Raw genomic sequence first — 16,994 nt, forward strand, 5'->3', positions numbered from 1 at the left:
GCCGCGGCTGAATGAATGATGCCCGAAGGGGCAAGCCGGCAGGGTAACCTGCCAAGTTAATAGAACTGAGGGACGACATGATCGGACTAGAACATTACCTGACGGTGGCAGCGACGCTGTTTGTCATTGGTATCTTTGGCCTTTTTGTGAACCGCAAAAACGTCATCATCCTTTTGATGTCGATCGAGCTGATGTTGCTCGCGGTGAACATCAACATGGTCGCTTTCTCTAGTTTCCTTGGGGATTTGGTCGGGCAGGTCTTTACGCTTTTCGTTCTCACCGTCGCCGCCGCGGAGGCCGCGATTGGCCTTGCGATCCTCGTATGCTTCTTCCGTACTCGCGGCACTATTGCCGTTGAAGACGTTAACGTGATGAAAGGCTGACCAGATGGAAACGCTCATACTCTTTGCGCCTCTGGTCGGGGCCATCATTGGTGGATTTGGCTGGCGCTTGATCGGCGAAAAGGGCGCAATGTGGGTCACCACGGGTCTGCTCTTTGTGGCTTGTTTCTTTAGCTGGGTGGTCTTCCTTGGCCATGACGGCACGCTGGAGAAAATCCAGATCCTACGCTGGATCGAAAGCGGCAGCCTCTCCACGGACTGGGGCATCCGCATGGACCGCCTCACGGCGATCATGTTGATCGTGATCACCACGGTTTCCGCGCTGGTTCACCTTTATTCCTTTGGCTACATGGCCGACGATCCCCAGTGGAAAGAAGGCGAGAGCTATAAGCCACGCTTCTTTGCATATCTGTCTTTCTTTACCTTCGCGATGTTGATGTTGGTGACTTCTGACAACCTTGTTCAGATGTTCTTTGGCTGGGAAGGTGTGGGCGTTGCGTCTTATCTGCTCATCGGTTTCTACTACCGCAAGCCCTCCGCAAACGCCGCCGCGATCAAAGCTTTCGTGGTCAACCGTGTTGGTGACTTCGGTTTTGCCCTTGGTATCTTTGGTCTGTTCTATCTCACAGATAGCATCAACTTTGACGATGTTTTCGCCGCCGCGCCTGCGCTGGCTGATACGACGATCACCTTCCTTTGGGCCGAGTGGAACGCAGCCAACTTGCTCGCCTTCCTGTTGTTCATCGGCGCGATGGGTAAATCGGCGCAGCTCTTCCTGCACACATGGCTGCCTGACGCGATGGAAGGTCCGACACCTGTTTCGGCCCTGATCCACGCCGCGACCATGGTTACGGCTGGTGTCTTCCTCGTTTGCCGCATGTCGCCGCTGATGGAATACGCGCCAGAAGCAACGGCCTTTATCACCTTCCTTGGTGCAACGACGGCCTTTGTTGCCGCCACCATCGGCCTCGTTCAGAACGACATCAAACGCGTTATCGCTTATTCAACAATGTCCCAGCTTGGCTATATGTTCGTAGCCGCAGGCGTTGGTGTTTATTCGGTCGCGATGTTCCACCTCTTCACGCACGCCTTCTTCAAAGCGATGCTCTTCCTCGGTGCGGGCTCCGTGATCCACGCGATGCACCACGAGCAGGACATGCGCAACTACGGCGGCCTTCGTAAGAAGATCCCATACACATTCGCGGCGATGATGATCGGTACGCTGGCCATCACAGGCGTTGGTATCCCGCTCACGCATATCGGTTTCGCGGGCTTCCTCTCGAAGGATGCGGTGATCGAAAGCGCATGGGCTGGCACGGCAGGGGGTTATGCCTTCTGGATGCTGGTGATCGCGGCGCTGATGACCTCCTTCTATAGCTGGCGTCTGATGTTCCTGACCTTCTATGGCAAGCCGCGCGGCGACAAGCACACGCATGAACATGCGCATGAAAGCCCGATGGTTATGTTGGTGCCGCTTGGTGTCCTTAGCCTCGGGTCGATCTTTGCCGGTATGATCTGGTACGGCAGCTTCTTTGGCGATCATGATCAGGTGAACAAGTTCTTTGGCATTCCAGCGCATCACGCTGAGGCGTCTGAAGGCCATGGCGACGATCATGCGAAAGCAGATGATCACGCGGATGATGCACATGCAGATGACAGCCATGCAGACGACGCACATGCGGATGATGGCCACGGCGATGATCACGCAGCCAAGCCTGCGATGGATCACCACGGCGAAGCCCCTGTTGGCGCGATCTATCATGGCGCAGACAACCACGTGATGGACGACGCGCACCACGCGCCGAAATGGGTCAAAGTCAGCCCGTTCATTGCCATGGTTATCGGCTTCCTGATCGCGATGTGGTTCTACATCTGGAACCCAGCGATGCCGAAACGCGTCATGGAAACCAACCGTCCGCTTTACAATTTCCTGCTGAACAAATGGTACTTTGACGAGATCTACGATTTCCTCTTTGTCCAGCCCGCCAAAATGATTGGCCGCTTCTTCTGGAAGCGCGGTGATGGCGATGTGATCGACGGAACTCTTAACGGTGTGGCGATGGGTATCGTGCCCTTCTTCACCCGCCTCGCAGGTCGCGTTCAGTCCGGCTATATCTTTACCTATGCCTTCGCCATGGTGATCGGAATTCTGGTTCTGGTGACATGGATGACGTTCTCCGGAGGAGCGCACTAATGGATAACCTTCTTTCCATTGTCACATTCATCCCCGCTCTCGCGGCTCTGATCCTCGCGCTGTTCCTGCGCGGTGATGACGAAGCGGCGGCGCGCAATGCAAAGTGGCTCGCGATGATCGCGACAAGCGCGACGTTCCTTGTCTCATTGTTTATCCTCGCGCAGTTCGACAGCTCCGACACCGGCTTCCAAATGGTGGAAGAGGCGTCCTGGGTCATGGGCATGTCCTACAAAATGGGCGTGGACGGTATTTCCGTGCTCTTCGTGATGCTGACCACCTTCATGATGCCGTTGGTTATTGCGGCAAGCTGGGATGTGAAAACGCGCGTCAAGGAATACATGATCGCCTTCTTGCTGCTTGAGACGCTGATGCTCGGCGTGTTCATGGCGCTGGATCTCGTGCTCTTTTATGTCTTCTTCGAAGCGGGCCTGATCCCGATGTTCTTGATCATTGGCATCTGGGGCGGCGCGAACCGTATTTACGCGAGCTTCAAGTTCTTCCTTTATACCTTCCTCGGCTCGGTTCTGATGCTGGTGGCGATGGTCGCGATGTTCGTGGATGCGGGCACAACCGACATTCCAACGCTGATGACACATACGTTCGGTTCAGAAAGCTTCTCGATCCTCGGTATCCAGATCGTTGGCGGTTTGCAGACTCTGATGTTCCTCGCCTTCTTCGCAAGCTTCGCGGTGAAAATGCCGATGTGGCCTGTGCACACATGGCTTCCTGACGCGCACGTTCAGGCCCCGACAGCGGGTTCTGTGGTTCTGGCGGCGATCCTTTTGAAAATGGGCGGCTACGGTTTCTTGCGCTTCTCACTTCCGATGTTCCCAGTGGGCGCGGACGTGATGACGCCGCTGATCCTGTGGATGTCCGCGATTGCGATTGTTTACACCTCGCTCGTGGCGCTGGTGCAGGAAGACATGAAAAAACTGATCGCTTATTCATCGGTTGCCCACATGGGTTATGTGACCATGGGTATTTTTGCCGCCAACCAACAAGGTATTGACGGTGCGATCTTTCAGATGATCAGCCACGGCTTTATCTCTGGCGCGCTCTTCCTCTGTGTTGGTGTGATCTATGATCGTATGCACACACGCGAGATTGACGCCTACGGCGGCCTTGTGAACCGCATGCCAGCCTACGCGCTGATCTTCATGTTCTTCACAATGGCGAATGTGGGTCTGCCGGGCACATCAGGCTTTGTCGGCGAATTCCTGACACTGATGGGCATCTTCCAGGTCAACACTTGGGTGGCTGCAATCGCTACATCCGGTGTGATCCTGTCGGCGGCTTATGCGCTCTGGCTCTATCGCCGCGTGGTGATGGGTGATCTGATCAAGGAAAGCCTGCGCACCATCTCTGACATGACAACGCGAGAGCGCGCGATCTTTGCGCCGCTCGTGGTGATGACACTGCTCCTTGGTGTCTATCCTGCGCTCGTTCTCGATATCATCGGCCCCTCTGTAGAGGCGCTGGTTTCCAACTATGAAACGGCACTGGCAAGCGTGACAGACGCAGCCCCAGCAGCCGCATCGCACTAAGAAAGACGTTGAACATGATACAGGCTGACCTGACAATCATTCTGCCAGAGATCATTCTGGCGCTCTTCGCGCTTGCTACGCTTGTGGGTGCGGTCTACGCGGGCAAGGACAAGCTGGCAGCGATGCTGGTTTGGGCGACTGCTGGCATTTTCATCCTGCTCGCGGCTTGGATCGGGTTCAGCGGCGAGGGCAGCAATATAGCCTTTGGCGGCATGTTCACTGACGATGCCTTCTCGCGTTTTGCTAAGGTGGCGATCTTGCTATCCTCCGCGGCGGTTCTGATCATGAGCCAAGAGTATATGCAGCGCAAAGGCCTGCTGCGTTTTGAATACCCTGTGCTTGTCGCGCTGAGCGTGGTTGGCATGATGGTCATGGTTTCCGCAGGCGATCTGATGACGCTTTATATGGGCCTCGAGCTACAATCCCTCGCGCTTTACGTCGTTGCTTCCTTGCGCCGCGATAGTGCGAAATCTACTGAAGCTGGCCTCAAGTATTTCGTACTTGGCGCGCTTAGTTCTGGATTGCTGCTTTATGGCGCGTCCCTGACATATGGTTTCGCTGGCACAACGCTGTTTTCTGGTATTATCCAGACCGCAACCGAGGGGCATCTCTCCGTTGGTTTGCTGTTCGGCCTCGTCCTGATTATCTCTGGCCTTGCGTTCAAAGTTTCGGCGGTTCCCTTCCACATGTGGACACCAGACGTCTATGAAGGCTCGCCAACACCTGTCACAGCTTTCTTCGCAACCGCGCCGAAAATCGCGGCGATGGGCCTGTTCGCGCGGGTCTTGCATGATGCATTCGGCGGCGCGATTAGCGATTGGAGCCAGGTTATCGCGGTTCTGTCGCTTGTTTCCATGTTCCTTGGAGCCTTCGCTGCAATTGGGCAAACAAACATCAAACGTCTGATGGCCTTCTCCTCCGTTGCGCACATGGGATATGCAATGATGGGCCTTGCGGCGGGAACCGCACTGGGTGTGCAGGCGATGCTGGTTTACATGGCGATCTATGTGACGATGAATGTCGGCACCTTTGCCTTTATCCTATCCATGGAAAAAGACGGGCAAGCGGTCACGGATATTTCTGCGCTGAACCAATACGCCAAGCGTGAGCCAGGCAAGGCGCTCGCGATGTTGATCTTGCTGTTCTCCATGGCGGGCGTGCCACCGATGGTTGGCTTCTTTGGCAAGCTCTATGTTTTGCAAGCCGCCTATGATGCAGGTCTTGCTTGGCTGGCAATTGCTGGCGTTGTCGCGTCGGTGATCGGTGCCTATTACTACCTGCGCATCGTGTACTATATGTACTTTGGCGCAGAGCAGGACGATGCGCTGGACAAGAGCAATTCACCCGTTCTTTGGGCGTTTTTGATGGGGTCTGCGGCAATCATGGTGCTTGGCCTGATCAACCTCTTCGGGGTTGAAGGAGCAGCAGCGGCTGCGGCGGCGACACTTGTCAACTAAGACGGGTTTTCCGCTCGGGTATGGGCGGCGGGTGCTGGCGGAAGTCGACAGCACGAACGCCGAAGCCGCGCGGATTGCGCCAACTCTTACAGGGCCGGAATGGATTTTGGCCCTGAACCAAACCGCGTCTCGCGGGCGGCGGGGACGGGCTTGGAGTTTCCCAAAGGGGAACTTCGCTGGCACGTTGGTTCTACACCCAACTGAAACCCCTGACATCGTGGCGCTACGCTCTTTCGTCGCATCGCTCGCGCTCTATGATGCCCTCATCACTTGCGGTGTTCAGGCGCATTCGCTCGCGTTGAAGTGGCCGAACGATGTATTGCTGAACGGTGGCAAGTTGGCAGGCATCCTTCTGGAAAGCATCGGAGCGGGGCCGTCTGTATCCCATCTTGCGATTGGCATTGGCGTTAATCTTGCGGACGCACCAGCGCCCGCTGAGGTCGAAGCAGGTGCTATGCGACCTGTCTCGCTCTTTTCCGAGACGGGTGTTTCGATTGCGCCGGAAGAGTTCCTCGATTTGCTCGCAAATGCCTATGCGCGCTATGAGGCGCAGTTCACCACATTCGGGTTTGCCCCAATCCGCGAAGCATGGCTCGCCCGTGCAGCCAAGCTGGGCGAGGTAATTACGGCACGTACCATGACCAGCGAAACTGTAGGCACCTTTGAAACGGTGGACGAGCAGGGCAACCTTGTTCTAAAGACCTCACAAGGCCGTGTGGCGATCGCCGCTGCGGATGTATTTTTCTAAAGCGAAAGACACACCATGCTTCTTGCCATTGATTGCGGCAACACGAATACGGTTTTCTCGATTTGGGACGGGAAAGCGTGGCTCTGCACGTTGCGCACGTCGACCCATCATGGCCGCACGGCAGATGCCTATTTCACATGGTTCTCAACGCTGGTGCGGCACTACGATATCAGCCTTGATATCACTGATGTGATCATTTCCTCGACGGTGCCACGCGTGGTGTTCAATTTGCGCGTCTTTGCGGATCGTTTCTTTGGCTGTCGCCCTTTGGTTGTTGGTAAACCCGAATGCGAGCTGCCGATTGCGCCGCGCGTAGATGAGGGAACGCAGGTTGGGCCTGATCGCCTTGCAAACGCGGCGGCTGCTTTTGATCGCCATGGCGGCGACGTGGTGGTTGTGGATTTTGGCACGGCTACCAATTTCGACGTGGTTGCTGAAGATGGCGCTTATGTCGGCGGCGTTATTTCCCCCGGTGTGAATCTGTCACTGGAAGCGCTTCACAACGGCGCGGCGGCGCTGCCGCATATTGACATTTCGCAACCCGAACGCGTGATCGGGACCAATACTGTTGCTTGTATCCAGACCGGTATTTTCTGGGGCTACACGGGCCTCATCGAAGGGATTACCAGCCGGATCAAAGCTGAATATGGCAAGCCGATGAAAGTGGTTGGCACAGGCGGTCTTGCCCCGCTGTTTGCGACCGCAGAAAACTTGTTCGACGTGATCGAAGATGACCTCACTATGCATGGTCTCATCGTGATCCACGAGCATAACAAAAAGAACGGATAAGATAAAATGAGCGCTGAGCGTTTGATATACCTTCCCCTTGGCGGGGCGGGTGAAATTGGCATGAATGCCTATGTGTATGGCTACGGAAAGCCGGGCCGCGAAAAGCTGATCCTTGTGGATATTGGTGTCACATTCCCTGATATGGATGGCACGCCGGGGGTAAATTTGATCCTGCCGGACATCACGTGGCTAAAAGAGCGCCGCAATGATCTTGAGGCGATCTTTATTACCCACGCCCATGAAGACCACGTTGGTGCGATTGGGCATTTCTATTCGCAATTGAACGTGCCGATTTACACCCGTGCGTTCACGGCGAATATCGCGCGGCGCAAGCTTGAAGAATACGGTGTCGAGGCAAAGGCCGTGACAACCGTTTCTCCTTGGCCCGAAACTGTGAAGGCTGGCCCATTCACCGTTGGCTTCCTGCCGATCTCGCATTCGATCCCAGAAAGCTCTGGCCTGTGCATCGATAGCCCTGATGGGCGCGTGCTGCACACGGGCGATTTCAAGATCGACGAAACGCCTATCGTGGGTGAGCCTTTTGATGAGAACCTCTGGCGCGATGTGTCCAAAGACGGCGTCAAAGCACTGGTGTGCGATTCCACCAATGTGTTTTCTCTGAATGAAGGCCGCTCTGAGGTTACCGTTGGCCCTGAGATCGAGAAATTGATCAAGGATCAGCCGGGTATGGTCGTTGCGACCACTTTTGCGTCTAACGTTGCACGGGTGAAAACGCTGGCCGAGGCAGGCGAGCGGGCAGGGCGCTCTATCGTTCTACTTGGCCGTGCGATGCGACGGATGATTGAAGCCGCGATTGAAACGGGCGTTCTGAGCGACTTTCCGTCGGTTATCAGCTCTGACGATGCGCTTGATCTGCCGCGCGAGAATGTGATGCTTTTGGTGACCGGTTCGCAAGGTGAGCGGCGCGCTGCTTCTGCGCAGCTGGCGCGCGGCAAGTATCAGGGCCTGACGCTGAAAGAGGGCGATACGTTCTTGTTCTCTTCCAAGACCATCCCCGGAAACGAGCGCGGTGTGATCCGCATCATCAACCAGCTCTCTGAAAAGGGCGTGGATGTGATTGATGACAGCTCTGGTCTTTACCACGTCTCAGGCCACGCAAACCGCCCTGATCTGGAAAAGATGCACGAGATCACCAAGCCGCAGATGCTCATCCCGATGCACGGCGAGCATCGTCACCTGCGCACCCACGTAAAAATCGCTGAAGAAAAGGGTCTTGCGGGGATCGTTGCGGTGAACGGAATGATGATTGATCTGTCTGGCAATGCGCCGAAGGTTGCTGATTACATCGAGACAGGGCGCACATATCTGGACGGCTCTGTTCAAATTGGAGCGCTGGATGGCGTTATTCGGGACCGCATGCGCATGGCGCTAAATGGGCATGTCACGATCACCCTGATTATTGACGAGAACGATGATATGCTCGGCGATCCGTGGTGCGAATTGATGGGTCTCGCGGATCAAGGCAAATCACGCGCGCCCTTGGTTGATGTTCTGGAGGAAGATCTGAGCCAGCTGATTGGCCGTGCAAATAATAAGACGCTGCGCGACGATTCTAAACTTGAAGAAGCGATCAAACGTCAGGTGCGTCAGAGCTGCAATGCGGAGATCGGCAAAAAGCCAGAAGTGACGATTGTGATTTCACGGCTTGCCTAAATCCTATTCTTGTCGAGCCAACCGACAAGACGAAAAAGCTGAGCGGTGAGGGTCGCAATTTCCTCATCGCTCCATCCTTCCAGCATGTGCACGTAATCGGGCAAAAGGGCGTGTTGAACGTCCAGAAGATGCGCTTTGCCTGCGTCGGTGAGAAACACCTGCTTTGAGCGCGCATCGCTCTGGGTGGCTTCAAAGCGCGCCCAGCCCATTCCCTCAAATTTCACCACCATTTTGGACACTGCTGGTTGTTTGACCTCAACCGCTGCTGCGATGGCAGTTACGCTTTGCCCTTCGGGCATGCGGCGCGAGAGGTGATTCAAGACCGAGAATTGAGCCTCTGTCAGTCCGAATCGATCAAGGAAACCCGCCATGCGGGTGCTGAATAACTGTGTGCTAATGCTCAGTGCGGCACCTAGTTTTGCATATTTTTCAATGTCTTGAGGGAAATTTTTCACCGGGGCGCACTTTTCTGGTTGATTTGAATTCCACGGAATGTAATTAATATTCCAAGGAATGCAAATATTGAAAGGACCAACACCATGTTTACTCTTCTTAAAAATCGCGCTGAAGCACTGTCCACACGTTCTCATGTTCTTGTAACACTGGCGAGCTTCGCAGCTTTTCAGGGAACGCGGATCAATCTTGATGCGCTTTATGCAAAGTCGGGGCACCCGGTTGACTACGCGACAGGCCAATTGGCGTTCAGCGGCGAAAAGATCCTTGGCTACTATGATGCGATGCGCGCCTCGGGAACCTTTGGTATCTATGTTCAGACCCAATTGTTTGACTTCTTGTTCATCCTCTCTGTCATTGCGTTTGGCATTTGCTTGGGCACGCTGATTTCGCGGCTTGGAGCGCCCGGTAGCCTTGTGCGCAAGATAGGCGGCGGTGCAGCATTCTTTGCTTTGGCAGGGGGCACGCTGGACGCTATGGAGAACCTTGTGTCCTTCGCCATGATGCAGTTTGAAACTGCGATCCCCAATGGCTTGGCGCTCGTATATTCCAGCTTTGCAGCTCTTAAGTTTGCATCTTTGACCACAGCGATGGCGCTGGCACTTACTGGTCTGTTGGTGGGGCTCGGTGCGATTGGCCTGCGCATGCTGCGCCGCCCAAAAGCGGCCTAAGATAAAACAAAAAGGCCCCGACTTGCGCATCGCAAGTCGGGGCTTTTTGCATTTAAAAATAGAAGCTTAGCTTGCGCGCCGCTCTTCAAAGCTCATTGCGATAAAGCCGGGCATATGATCGCCCATTCCCACGACTTTATTGTCATTTCCACCGCGACCGCGTCCGCCGCGATTGCGGTTGTTGTTATTATTTGCAGGTTTCTGGGTCTCTTGGCGCGGTTGCTCTGCCTTGGCCGTCTCTTGTGGCTTGGCATCTGTTTGCGCTTCGGCTTCAACCTTGGGCGTTGCTGGCTTGCGGCTACGCGAGCGCGTACGCTTTGGTTTTGCTTCGGTTTCAGCCTTGGGAGCCTCTTCCGATTTTTCAGCAGGCTTCAAGGGGTTTTCAATCCGCGTGATCGTCTTTTGGATCAGCTTTTCGATGTCTTCGAAATTTTTCTCATCGCGCGGCACGCAAATCATCACGGCTTTGCCATCACGACCAGCGCGGCCCGTACGGCCGATCCGGTGAACATAGTCTTCTGCGTGGCTCGGCACATCAAAGTTGAACACGTGGCTCACGGATGGAACATCAAGTCCGCGCGCTGCAACGTCTGAGGCAACGAGAAAACGCAAGCCGCCTTCACGGAAACCTTCAAGCGTCTTTGTGCGCTGGCTTTGATCCAGATCGCCGTGAATAGGCGCGGCGTCATAGCCATATTTTTTCAACGACTTGGCAACGATATCCACGTCCATCTTGCGATTGCAGAAGATGATCGCGTTGGTGCATTTCTCGCCCTCGGCATCAATCAACATGCGTAGCGCTTTGCGCTTTTCAGAGGCTTCGCGATCTTTGCGCGAGCCTTTGAACATGACAACGCTTTGTTCAATGTTTTCAGAGGCAGTTGCCTGACGCGCGACTTCAACGCGGGCAGGGTTGGAGAGGAACGTGTTGGTTATACGCTCGATCTCGGGGGCCATTGTGGCCGAGAAGAACAATGTCTGACGGGTAAAGGGGGTCAGGCCGAAAATGCGTTCGATGTCGGGGATAAAGCCCATGTCGAGCATACGGTCGGCTTCGTCAATAACCATGACCTGAACGCCCGTTAGCAATAGCTTGCCGCGTTCTACGTGATCCAGCAAACGACCGGGCGTTGCAATCAGAACATCGACGCCTTTGTCAATTAAACGGTCTTGCTCTTTGAAGGACACGCCACCAATCAAAAGCGCTTTGCTCAGCTTCTTGTGATATTTGGTATAGGTGTCGAAGTTTTCTGCAACTTGGGCGGCCAATTCGCGCGTCGGGCAGAGCACCAGTGAGCGCGGCATGCGCGCCCGCGCGCGGCCTTTGCCTAGCAAGGTGATCATTGGCAGGGTAAAGCTCGCTGTTTTGCCTGTGCCGGTTTGGGCAATGCCTAAAACGTCGCGGCCTTCTAGCGCAGGGGGAATCGCACCTTCTTGAATTGGGGTAGGGGATTCGTAGCCAGCGTCGTCGATGGCTTTCAAGACCATTGGGTCCAGATTCAGATCAGAGAACTTTGTCATGTGTATCCGTGGTTTACGGACAATTTTGGCCCGTACGTCTGGTCAGGCCAAATCCGAGTGATTGAGTGTCTTTGCACCCCGCGGGCCTTGGCGCGGGTGATAGCGAAAAAGGCGGCTCGGGTCAAATCGCAGAGGAAAATGAGAGGCGTTTGATGCAAATCTCGGCGAAAGTGACGCAGTTTGTTTCGAATTTGGAAACGATCAAGCGCATGCGGGAAACTGTTCAGCAATTGCGCCCTCAAGATCAAGCCGATGCCAGTGGAGCAATCCGTTTTCCTCAAGACCTCGCAGCAGGTCCGCGCGCGGGGTGCAAAGCTCATCGTAAAATGCGCGCAACGCTTGCTCGCCGCCATCGGCTTCGATCATGGTAAGCAGGCTGTGCATATTCATGCCGCCTTTGCCCTGATCAAACGGGGCATTGAGTTCCGCACGATATGCGCCTTTGGATTTGCGATACGCATAGTTGGCGCTCCAATCGCTCCAGCTTGCGCCATGCAGGTGACACAGGCGGGTTTGCTCTAATTCGATCTGCCCGGGGTTTTGCTCGCCCGCTAAAAAGGCGTTGTGAATCTTTACGGAAAAGCCGTCGATACCCGTGCGGTAGATCATTTTGCCTGCCACATGGCTCAGGAAGCCGCCGTTCACATGGCTACCAAAGGTCGGGTAAAGCATTTCGGTGATCCTGCGCCGTTCAGGCATGGGCAAGGCAAAGCCTTTGAACGGGCGTGGATCCGACGCTGGGCCATGCCATTCTAACGCTTCAATCGGCCGAATTCGGGCGCACAGACAAGAGCTAGGCAAAGCGCCTAATTGATTCTTTAGCGGGGTTTGCCAAACAAGAAACTCATCGTGATCTATGTGAGTGAGCCAATCGACTTCGATGCGTTTTGCATAGGCATCAGCGGCGTTGATGCTCTGGCGCGGCTGATGTTTGTTTGGATGTTTCCCCTTTTTCGCCCAATAGGGCGCATCCGTTTGGGTTACGCGGATTTTTGGATGAGCTTTGAGAATGGCATAGGTCTCAGGGTCGGGCGCGTCCAAATAGAGATAGAGACGATGTGCGCCCTGGCTAAGATGATAGGCCGCAAAGCCAAGCACATCGCGCTGGGGCGCTTTGATTGTGCTGACAACGCCCCATTTCGGCTCAGGCATCTGCGTGCTCGCGCAGCGTTGTGCGGATCAACATACCGTGTTGTTCGAGAGTTTCGACGACCTCGCGCCGATAGGCGCAAACCTCATCGAACAGCTTGCGGGGGCCAGCATCGCCGTGCTCTTCGCGCAAAAGATCAATTATGTCACCAAGACCAAGCCGCGATTGGCCTCGGTCACGGTAAGAGCCTTTGCTAAGACGAAAGGCCAAATGCTCTTGGAAGCTTTCCCAATCAGGAGCATGACGGTGCAAAACGGTAAGTGTTTCGACGCGTTTGGTATTCTTGATTTCGACACCGTCGCGTTTAAGCATATGAACGCCAAAGCGTAGGTCGGATCGCCCGGTGCGCGCGATGCTCTTTCCTATGGTGTGGCTGATAAAGCCGGAGCGCAGATAATCGCCAAACGTCGGATAAAGCGCGCCTAATACCTGTTTTTCACATTGCGCGTCAAAATAGGTGCGACGAAACAACAGCGTATGCGCGCCCGGCTTTGTCGCAATCTCTTCCGCGGGGGGCATAATCAATGCATCAATGTCGCTTGGAGCGCCGCGTAGGCTATCTGCCACATCATTCGCGCTATAGATATATTCATCGCCGTCAATATGTGCGAGCCAAGCGGTCTTTGCCTTGCGATAGGCATGTGTCGCGTTGAAGGCTTGTCGCTGTTGGTGTTTTTCAAAGCGTGGCTTGTCGACGGTTTGCCAAAAGGCGCTGTTACAATTGATAAGCTCAACCTTTGGGTGGGCGAGCTTGGCCAATTCGCTTTGCGGTAGGGGCGCGTCCAAATAGAGGGTGAGCTGCTTTGCGCCAAGTCCAAGATGATGGTCAATGAAGGGGGTAATTTTTTCAACGGGTGCTTTGATCGTGCTGACAACACCCCAGGAATGATCCATCGGTACAGCAGGGATTTTGGCAGGTTCGGGTTCGGATGTGCCAGAGTCTTTTTGCCCGCGCTGTCTGATTTTGCGGCCACGCAGCGTTGCAAAACGGCGAAAGACCGTCCCGTTGTCCGCATTCAAAAGATCGAGCAAGCGATGTGCGAGCGGCGCGATAGTGCTGTCTTGTTTTGCATCAACCCAAAGCCGCGCAAGCATGTTCACATCAAGCCCGCCAGACACCAGCGCATAGCGGTCCATATTCAGTGGCAATTTGCGATGCACGAGGCGTTTGAGTTTGAATTCTTTGTCCGGTGGAAATCCAGAATAGAGACGCTCAGATTCATAAAGTTTCATCGTCGCGAACAAAACCGTCATAGACTGGCCAACGCGACGTTGAACCTCGTTCTGGCCATGATCGCCAAACGTGGTGATTGCCGAGACGAGCCAGCGCGGATCGAGGTGCTGAAACAAGAATTCCGATTCTTCGGCCCAAAGCCGAGTGAACAGCGTCATTGTGTGCTTTGGCTGATCAGATTTGCGCAGATGCGCAATGAGCAGCCCATGCAGCTTGCACAACTCGGGCAAACCAACAAATTCGGCATTTAGCTCTAGCGATTTGCGCAAATGCCCGGATTGCTCTTTGAGACGCGGAACGCTTTTTGGATCGCGTTCGATGACCATCGCAGTTTTGAGCGCGGCCAAGTCAACATCCAGAGGCGGCAGTGCTTCACCCTTCGCAAAGCCAAGCGGCTTTTGCCGCGCCTCCATGCGCGCAACCACAGCATCAAAACCGCCTTCATAGGTCAATGTCTGTGGGGAGGTTTCATGCGGCTCGCTCATAGCGCCAAAATGCCCTCACTTTGAGAAAGCGGCAAGTCTTAAGGCATGATGATCCGTTTTATTGCTCTCATTGTGAGAACACAGTGGCATTGAAGAAACATAGATAACCTAATGGGTTAGGTGAAATTTTGTTGTTTTTTGTTTCGGAATTTCAATTTTGGATTTTGAGAATAAGTTGACTTAATATCAAACTGGGTGTTCAAATTGATGCGAGATATTTTCTATTTTTTATTTTCGACAATAATAATTTTGAAAGGATTTCACTATGCCGGATATTTTACCCGATGATTGGAAACCCCAAGCAACGATGAAGCGCATTCATCTGCATTGGACCGCCGGAAATCACAAGGCAAATTCAACAGACAAACGATCATACCATATTCTTGTTGAAGGAGACGGCAATCTTGTGCGCGGCGACAGGCCCATTTCTGCAAACGCAAAGGGGTCGGGTGTTAAGCAAGCAAGTCATACTAAAAATGCAAATACGGGCGCGATAGGCGTGTCCCTGTGCTGTATGACAGGTGCGAAAGAACGTCCGTTTCATGCGGGCAAACAACCGATGACACAAACCCAGTGGGATAAAGGAATGCAGGTGCTGGAGGAATTAGCTGACGCATATTCTATTCCAATAACGTCAAAGACAATTTTAACCCATGCAGAAGTTCAACCTAATCTCAATATCAAGCAAAATAACAAATGGGACATCGTTCGGCTCGCATTTGATTCATCGGTTAAGGGCTTCAAGGACGTGGGTGATTTAATGCGCTCTAGCGTTGCGGAATTGCGAGATGCGCGAAGCAGTTCAATTCCCCATGAAGATATTGATCCAATTCACAAATTTGACAGATATAGGGTAACAGGCGTAGATCCATCGACGTTGAACTTCCGCTCAAGCCCGAATGGACCCAAAGTCGGAGAACTTCCAGAGCGTACGACCGTAGAATTCATCTCTGCGATTGGCCATTGGTGGCAAGTTCGCACGCGTCTCGGGTATGTTGGTTGGGTTTGGTCGGAGTATCTAAAGCCGATGGGCTAGTGCGGTTTAGCTCAGCATCATTTCCTTTGTCGCGCTTAATGTGACATCGGGGTAGTCGCGTTCAACGCGGTCGATGTCCCATTGCAGACGCGTGAGATACACGATGTCACCGTCGTTGTCGGTTGCGATATGCTGTTTGTTTTCATCAGCGAATTTTTCAACGGCTTGCTTGTCACCTAAGACCCAACGGGCAGATGTGAACTGGCTCTGATCGAAACGCACGGGCAGGCCGTATTCCATTTCGATCCGACTTGCGAGAACTTCGAATTGTAGCGCGCCAACAACGCCAACGATAAAGCCAGAGCCAAATGTCGGTTTGAACACCTTCGCCGCGCCTTCTTCGGCAAATTGCATCAGTGCCTTTTCAAGATGTTTGGATTTGAGCGGGTCGCCCGCCCGCACGCCTTGCAAAAGCTCTGGAGCAAAGGACGGGATGCCGGTTACGCGCAGTGCTTCGCCTTCGGTCAGCGTATCGCCAATGCGCAATTGCCCGTGGTTCGGGATGCCAATGATGTCACCTGCATGGGCTTCTTCCGCCAATTCGCGATCAGAGGCGAGGAACAGCACCGGATTTGAAACAGCCATTGCCTTTTTCGTCCGCACATGAGTGAGCTTCATTCCGCGTTTGAAATGCCCCGAAGCAAGACGCACAAAGGCCACGCGGTCACGGTGTTTGGGGTCCATGTTGGCTTGCACTTTGAAAACAAAGCCGGCGACTTTCTTTTCTTCAGGAAGGATTTCACGTGGCGAAGCGACTTGGATTTGCGGCTCTGGCCCGTAGGTTCCAATGCCGTCCATCAGCTCTTTCACGCCGAAAGAGTTGATGGCAGAGCCGAACCAAATCGGGGTCATGTGGCCTTCCAAGACCGATTGTGGATTGAGTTCGGGCAGCAACTCGCGTGCCATTTCGACCTCTTCTACCAGCTTTTCCAGCAAATGAGCGGGGACATGTTCCGCCAGCGCGGGATCGTCTAGTCCATTGATCTCGATGCTTTCGGCAACCTTGTTGCGATCTGCGCGGTCCATCAATTCGAGCCGGTCGCGCAGCATGTCATAGCAGCCCATAAACTCGGAACCGACCCCGATGGGCCAACTCGCGGGGCTTACATCAATCGCTAGGTTTTCTTGAATTTCATCAATGATATCAAATGTGTCGCGGCTTTCGCGGTCCATTTTGTTACAAAAGGTCAGGATAGGAAGATCGCGCATCCGGCACACTTCAAAGAGCTTTTGCGTTTGGCTTTCCACCCCTTTTGCGCCGTCAATCACCATGACGGCGGCGTCAACCGCAGTGAGCGTGCGATAGGTGTCTTCGGAGAAATCCGAGTGGCCGGGGGTGTCGACCAGATTATAACGGAAGTGCTTGAAATCGAAGGACATCGCGGAGGCAGAGACCGAAATGCCGCGATCTTTTTCCATTTGCATAAAGTCCGAGCGCGTACGCCGCGCTTCGCCCTTGGCGCGGACTTGTCCAGCCATCTGAATCGCGCCGCCAAAAAGCAAGAACTTTTCAGTAAGCGTCGTCTTGCCCGCATCTGGATGCGAAATAATCGCAAATGTGCGACGGCGAGCGATTTCAGCGGGAAGCGCGGGGCGGTTTGTGACTGTGTCTAACATGTGCATGGCTATAGGAGGGGGGGTCTAAATTGGCAACTCTTTGTACGCGGATATCCTTCTGCGAAGGATATCGGACGCAA

At 54.1% G+C, this 16,994-nt stretch carries 14 protein-coding genes; 9 read left to right on the forward strand and 5 right to left on the reverse strand.

Features of this window, described 5'->3' with window-relative positions:
- Positions 1–77 precede the first annotated feature (77 nt).
- Genes nuoK through ACRBCU_RS13940 form a run of 7 tightly spaced genes read left to right on the forward strand, consistent with a single transcriptional unit; the run spans position 78 to position 8,747 of the window.
- Positions 78–383, forward strand: coding sequence for an NADH-quinone oxidoreductase subunit NuoK (gene nuoK / locus ACRBCU_RS13910; protein ID WP_424439108.1), 306 nt, complete (start codon positions 78–80; stop codon positions 381–383).
- 4 nt (positions 384–387) lie between these two features.
- On the forward strand, positions 388–2,535 hold the full coding sequence (gene nuoL, locus ACRBCU_RS13915; protein WP_431365996.1) for an NADH-quinone oxidoreductase subunit L: 2,148 nt from the start codon (positions 388–390) through the stop codon (positions 2,533–2,535).
- Positions 2,535–4,079, forward strand: coding sequence for an NADH-quinone oxidoreductase subunit M (locus tag ACRBCU_RS13920; protein ID WP_431365997.1), 1,545 nt, complete (start codon positions 2,535–2,537; stop codon positions 4,077–4,079). The genes nuoL and ACRBCU_RS13920 overlap by 1 nt, the downstream gene beginning before the upstream one ends.
- A gap of 14 nt (positions 4,080–4,093) precedes the next feature.
- On the forward strand, positions 4,094–5,536 hold the full coding sequence (gene nuoN, locus ACRBCU_RS13925) for an NADH-quinone oxidoreductase subunit NuoN (protein ID WP_431365998.1): 1,443 nt from the start codon (positions 4,094–4,096) through the stop codon (positions 5,534–5,536).
- Positions 5,526–6,284: a biotin--[acetyl-CoA-carboxylase] ligase gene (locus tag ACRBCU_RS13930; protein WP_431365999.1), complete on the forward strand. Its 759-nt coding sequence runs from the start codon at positions 5,526–5,528 to the stop codon at positions 6,282–6,284. The genes nuoN and ACRBCU_RS13930 overlap by 11 nt, the downstream gene beginning before the upstream one ends.
- A gap of 15 nt (positions 6,285–6,299) precedes the next feature.
- Positions 6,300–7,073, forward strand: a complete 774-nt coding sequence (locus ACRBCU_RS13935; RefSeq protein ID WP_431366000.1) for a type III pantothenate kinase — start codon at positions 6,300–6,302, stop codon at positions 7,071–7,073.
- 6 nt (positions 7,074–7,079) lie between these two features.
- Complete coding sequence (locus ACRBCU_RS13940) at positions 7,080–8,747, forward strand: ribonuclease J (RefSeq protein WP_431366001.1); 1,668 nt, start codon at positions 7,080–7,082, stop codon at positions 8,745–8,747.
- Here the strand turns inward: ACRBCU_RS13940 and ACRBCU_RS13945 are convergent.
- The gene (locus ACRBCU_RS13945) at positions 8,744–9,202 is read right to left on the reverse strand and encodes a MarR family winged helix-turn-helix transcriptional regulator (RefSeq protein ID WP_431366002.1); all 459 of its coding nucleotides are present in this window, start codon (positions 9,200–9,202) and stop codon (positions 8,744–8,746) included. The genes ACRBCU_RS13940 and ACRBCU_RS13945 overlap by 4 nt on opposite strands.
- Positions 9,203–9,286: 84 nt before the next feature.
- Here ACRBCU_RS13945 and ACRBCU_RS13950 point away from each other — a divergent pair, with 84 nt between their 5' ends.
- Positions 9,287–9,871, forward strand: coding sequence for a hypothetical protein (locus ACRBCU_RS13950; RefSeq protein WP_431366003.1), 585 nt, complete (start codon positions 9,287–9,289; stop codon positions 9,869–9,871).
- A gap of 66 nt (positions 9,872–9,937) precedes the next feature.
- Here ACRBCU_RS13950 and ACRBCU_RS13955 read toward each other — a convergent pair whose 3' ends face one another.
- From ACRBCU_RS13955 to ACRBCU_RS13965, 3 genes are all read right to left on the reverse strand, one after another.
- Positions 9,938–11,392 carry a DEAD/DEAH box helicase gene (locus tag ACRBCU_RS13955; protein ID WP_431366004.1) on the reverse strand — a complete coding sequence of 485 codons (1,455 nt, stop codon included), beginning with the start codon at positions 11,390–11,392 and terminating at the stop codon, positions 9,938–9,940.
- Positions 11,393–11,593: 201 nt separating this feature from the next.
- Complete coding sequence (locus ACRBCU_RS13960) at positions 11,594–12,544, reverse strand: glycosyltransferase family 2 protein (RefSeq protein WP_431366005.1); 951 nt, start codon at positions 12,542–12,544, stop codon at positions 11,594–11,596.
- On the reverse strand, positions 12,537–14,261 hold the full coding sequence (locus ACRBCU_RS13965) for a glycosyltransferase family 2 protein (protein ID WP_431366006.1): 1,725 nt from the start codon (positions 14,259–14,261) through the stop codon (positions 12,537–12,539). The genes ACRBCU_RS13960 and ACRBCU_RS13965 overlap by 8 nt, the downstream gene beginning before the upstream one ends.
- A gap of 265 nt (positions 14,262–14,526) precedes the next feature.
- On the opposite strand from ACRBCU_RS13965, the gene ACRBCU_RS13970 reads away from it, so the two are divergent.
- A complete protein-coding gene (locus tag ACRBCU_RS13970; RefSeq protein ID WP_431366007.1) occupies positions 14,527–15,297 on the forward strand; it encodes an N-acetylmuramoyl-L-alanine amidase in 771 nt (256 codons plus the stop codon).
- A gap of 6 nt (positions 15,298–15,303) precedes the next feature.
- On the opposite strand, the gene ACRBCU_RS13975 is transcribed toward ACRBCU_RS13970, so the two are convergent.
- Complete coding sequence (locus ACRBCU_RS13975) at positions 15,304–16,914, reverse strand: peptide chain release factor 3 (RefSeq protein ID WP_431366008.1); 1,611 nt, start codon at positions 16,912–16,914, stop codon at positions 15,304–15,306.
- Between the last annotated feature and the right edge of the window lie 80 nt (positions 16,915–16,994).

Origin of the sequence: Planktotalea sp. (assembly GCF_050633725.1) — a bacterium.
GTDB lineage: Bacteria > Pseudomonadota > Alphaproteobacteria > Rhodobacterales > Rhodobacteraceae > Planktotalea.

Coding starts and splice junctions, on each gene's coding strand:
- nuoK (WP_424439108.1), top strand. CDS start 78: ATGATCGGACTAGAACATTACCTGACGGTGGCAGCGACGCTGTTTGTC.
- nuoL (WP_431365996.1), top strand. CDS start 388: ATGGAAACGCTCATACTCTTTGCGCCTCTGGTCGGGGCCATCATTGGT.
- ACRBCU_RS13920 (WP_431365997.1), top strand. CDS start 2,535: ATGGATAACCTTCTTTCCATTGTCACATTCATCCCCGCTCTCGCGGCT.
- nuoN (WP_431365998.1), top strand. CDS start 4,094: ATGATACAGGCTGACCTGACAATCATTCTGCCAGAGATCATTCTGGCG.
- ACRBCU_RS13935 (WP_431366000.1), top strand. CDS start 6,300: ATGCTTCTTGCCATTGATTGCGGCAACACGAATACGGTTTTCTCGATT.
- ACRBCU_RS13940 (WP_431366001.1), top strand. CDS start 7,080: ATGAGCGCTGAGCGTTTGATATACCTTCCCCTTGGCGGGGCGGGTGAA.
- ACRBCU_RS13950 (WP_431366003.1), top strand. CDS start 9,287: ATGTTTACTCTTCTTAAAAATCGCGCTGAAGCACTGTCCACACGTTCT.
- ACRBCU_RS13955 (WP_431366004.1), bottom strand. CDS start 11,392: ATGACAAAGTTCTCTGATCTGAATCTGGACCCAATGGTCTTGAAAGCC.
- ACRBCU_RS13960 (WP_431366005.1), bottom strand. CDS start 12,544: ATGCCTGAGCCGAAATGGGGCGTTGTCAGCACAATCAAAGCGCCCCAG.
- ACRBCU_RS13965 (WP_431366006.1), bottom strand. CDS start 14,261: ATGAGCGAGCCGCATGAAACCTCCCCACAGACATTGACCTATGAAGGC.
- ACRBCU_RS13970 (WP_431366007.1), top strand. CDS start 14,527: ATGCCGGATATTTTACCCGATGATTGGAAACCCCAAGCAACGATGAAG.
- ACRBCU_RS13975 (WP_431366008.1), bottom strand. CDS start 16,914: ATGTTAGACACAGTCACAAACCGCCCCGCGCTTCCCGCTGAAATCGCT.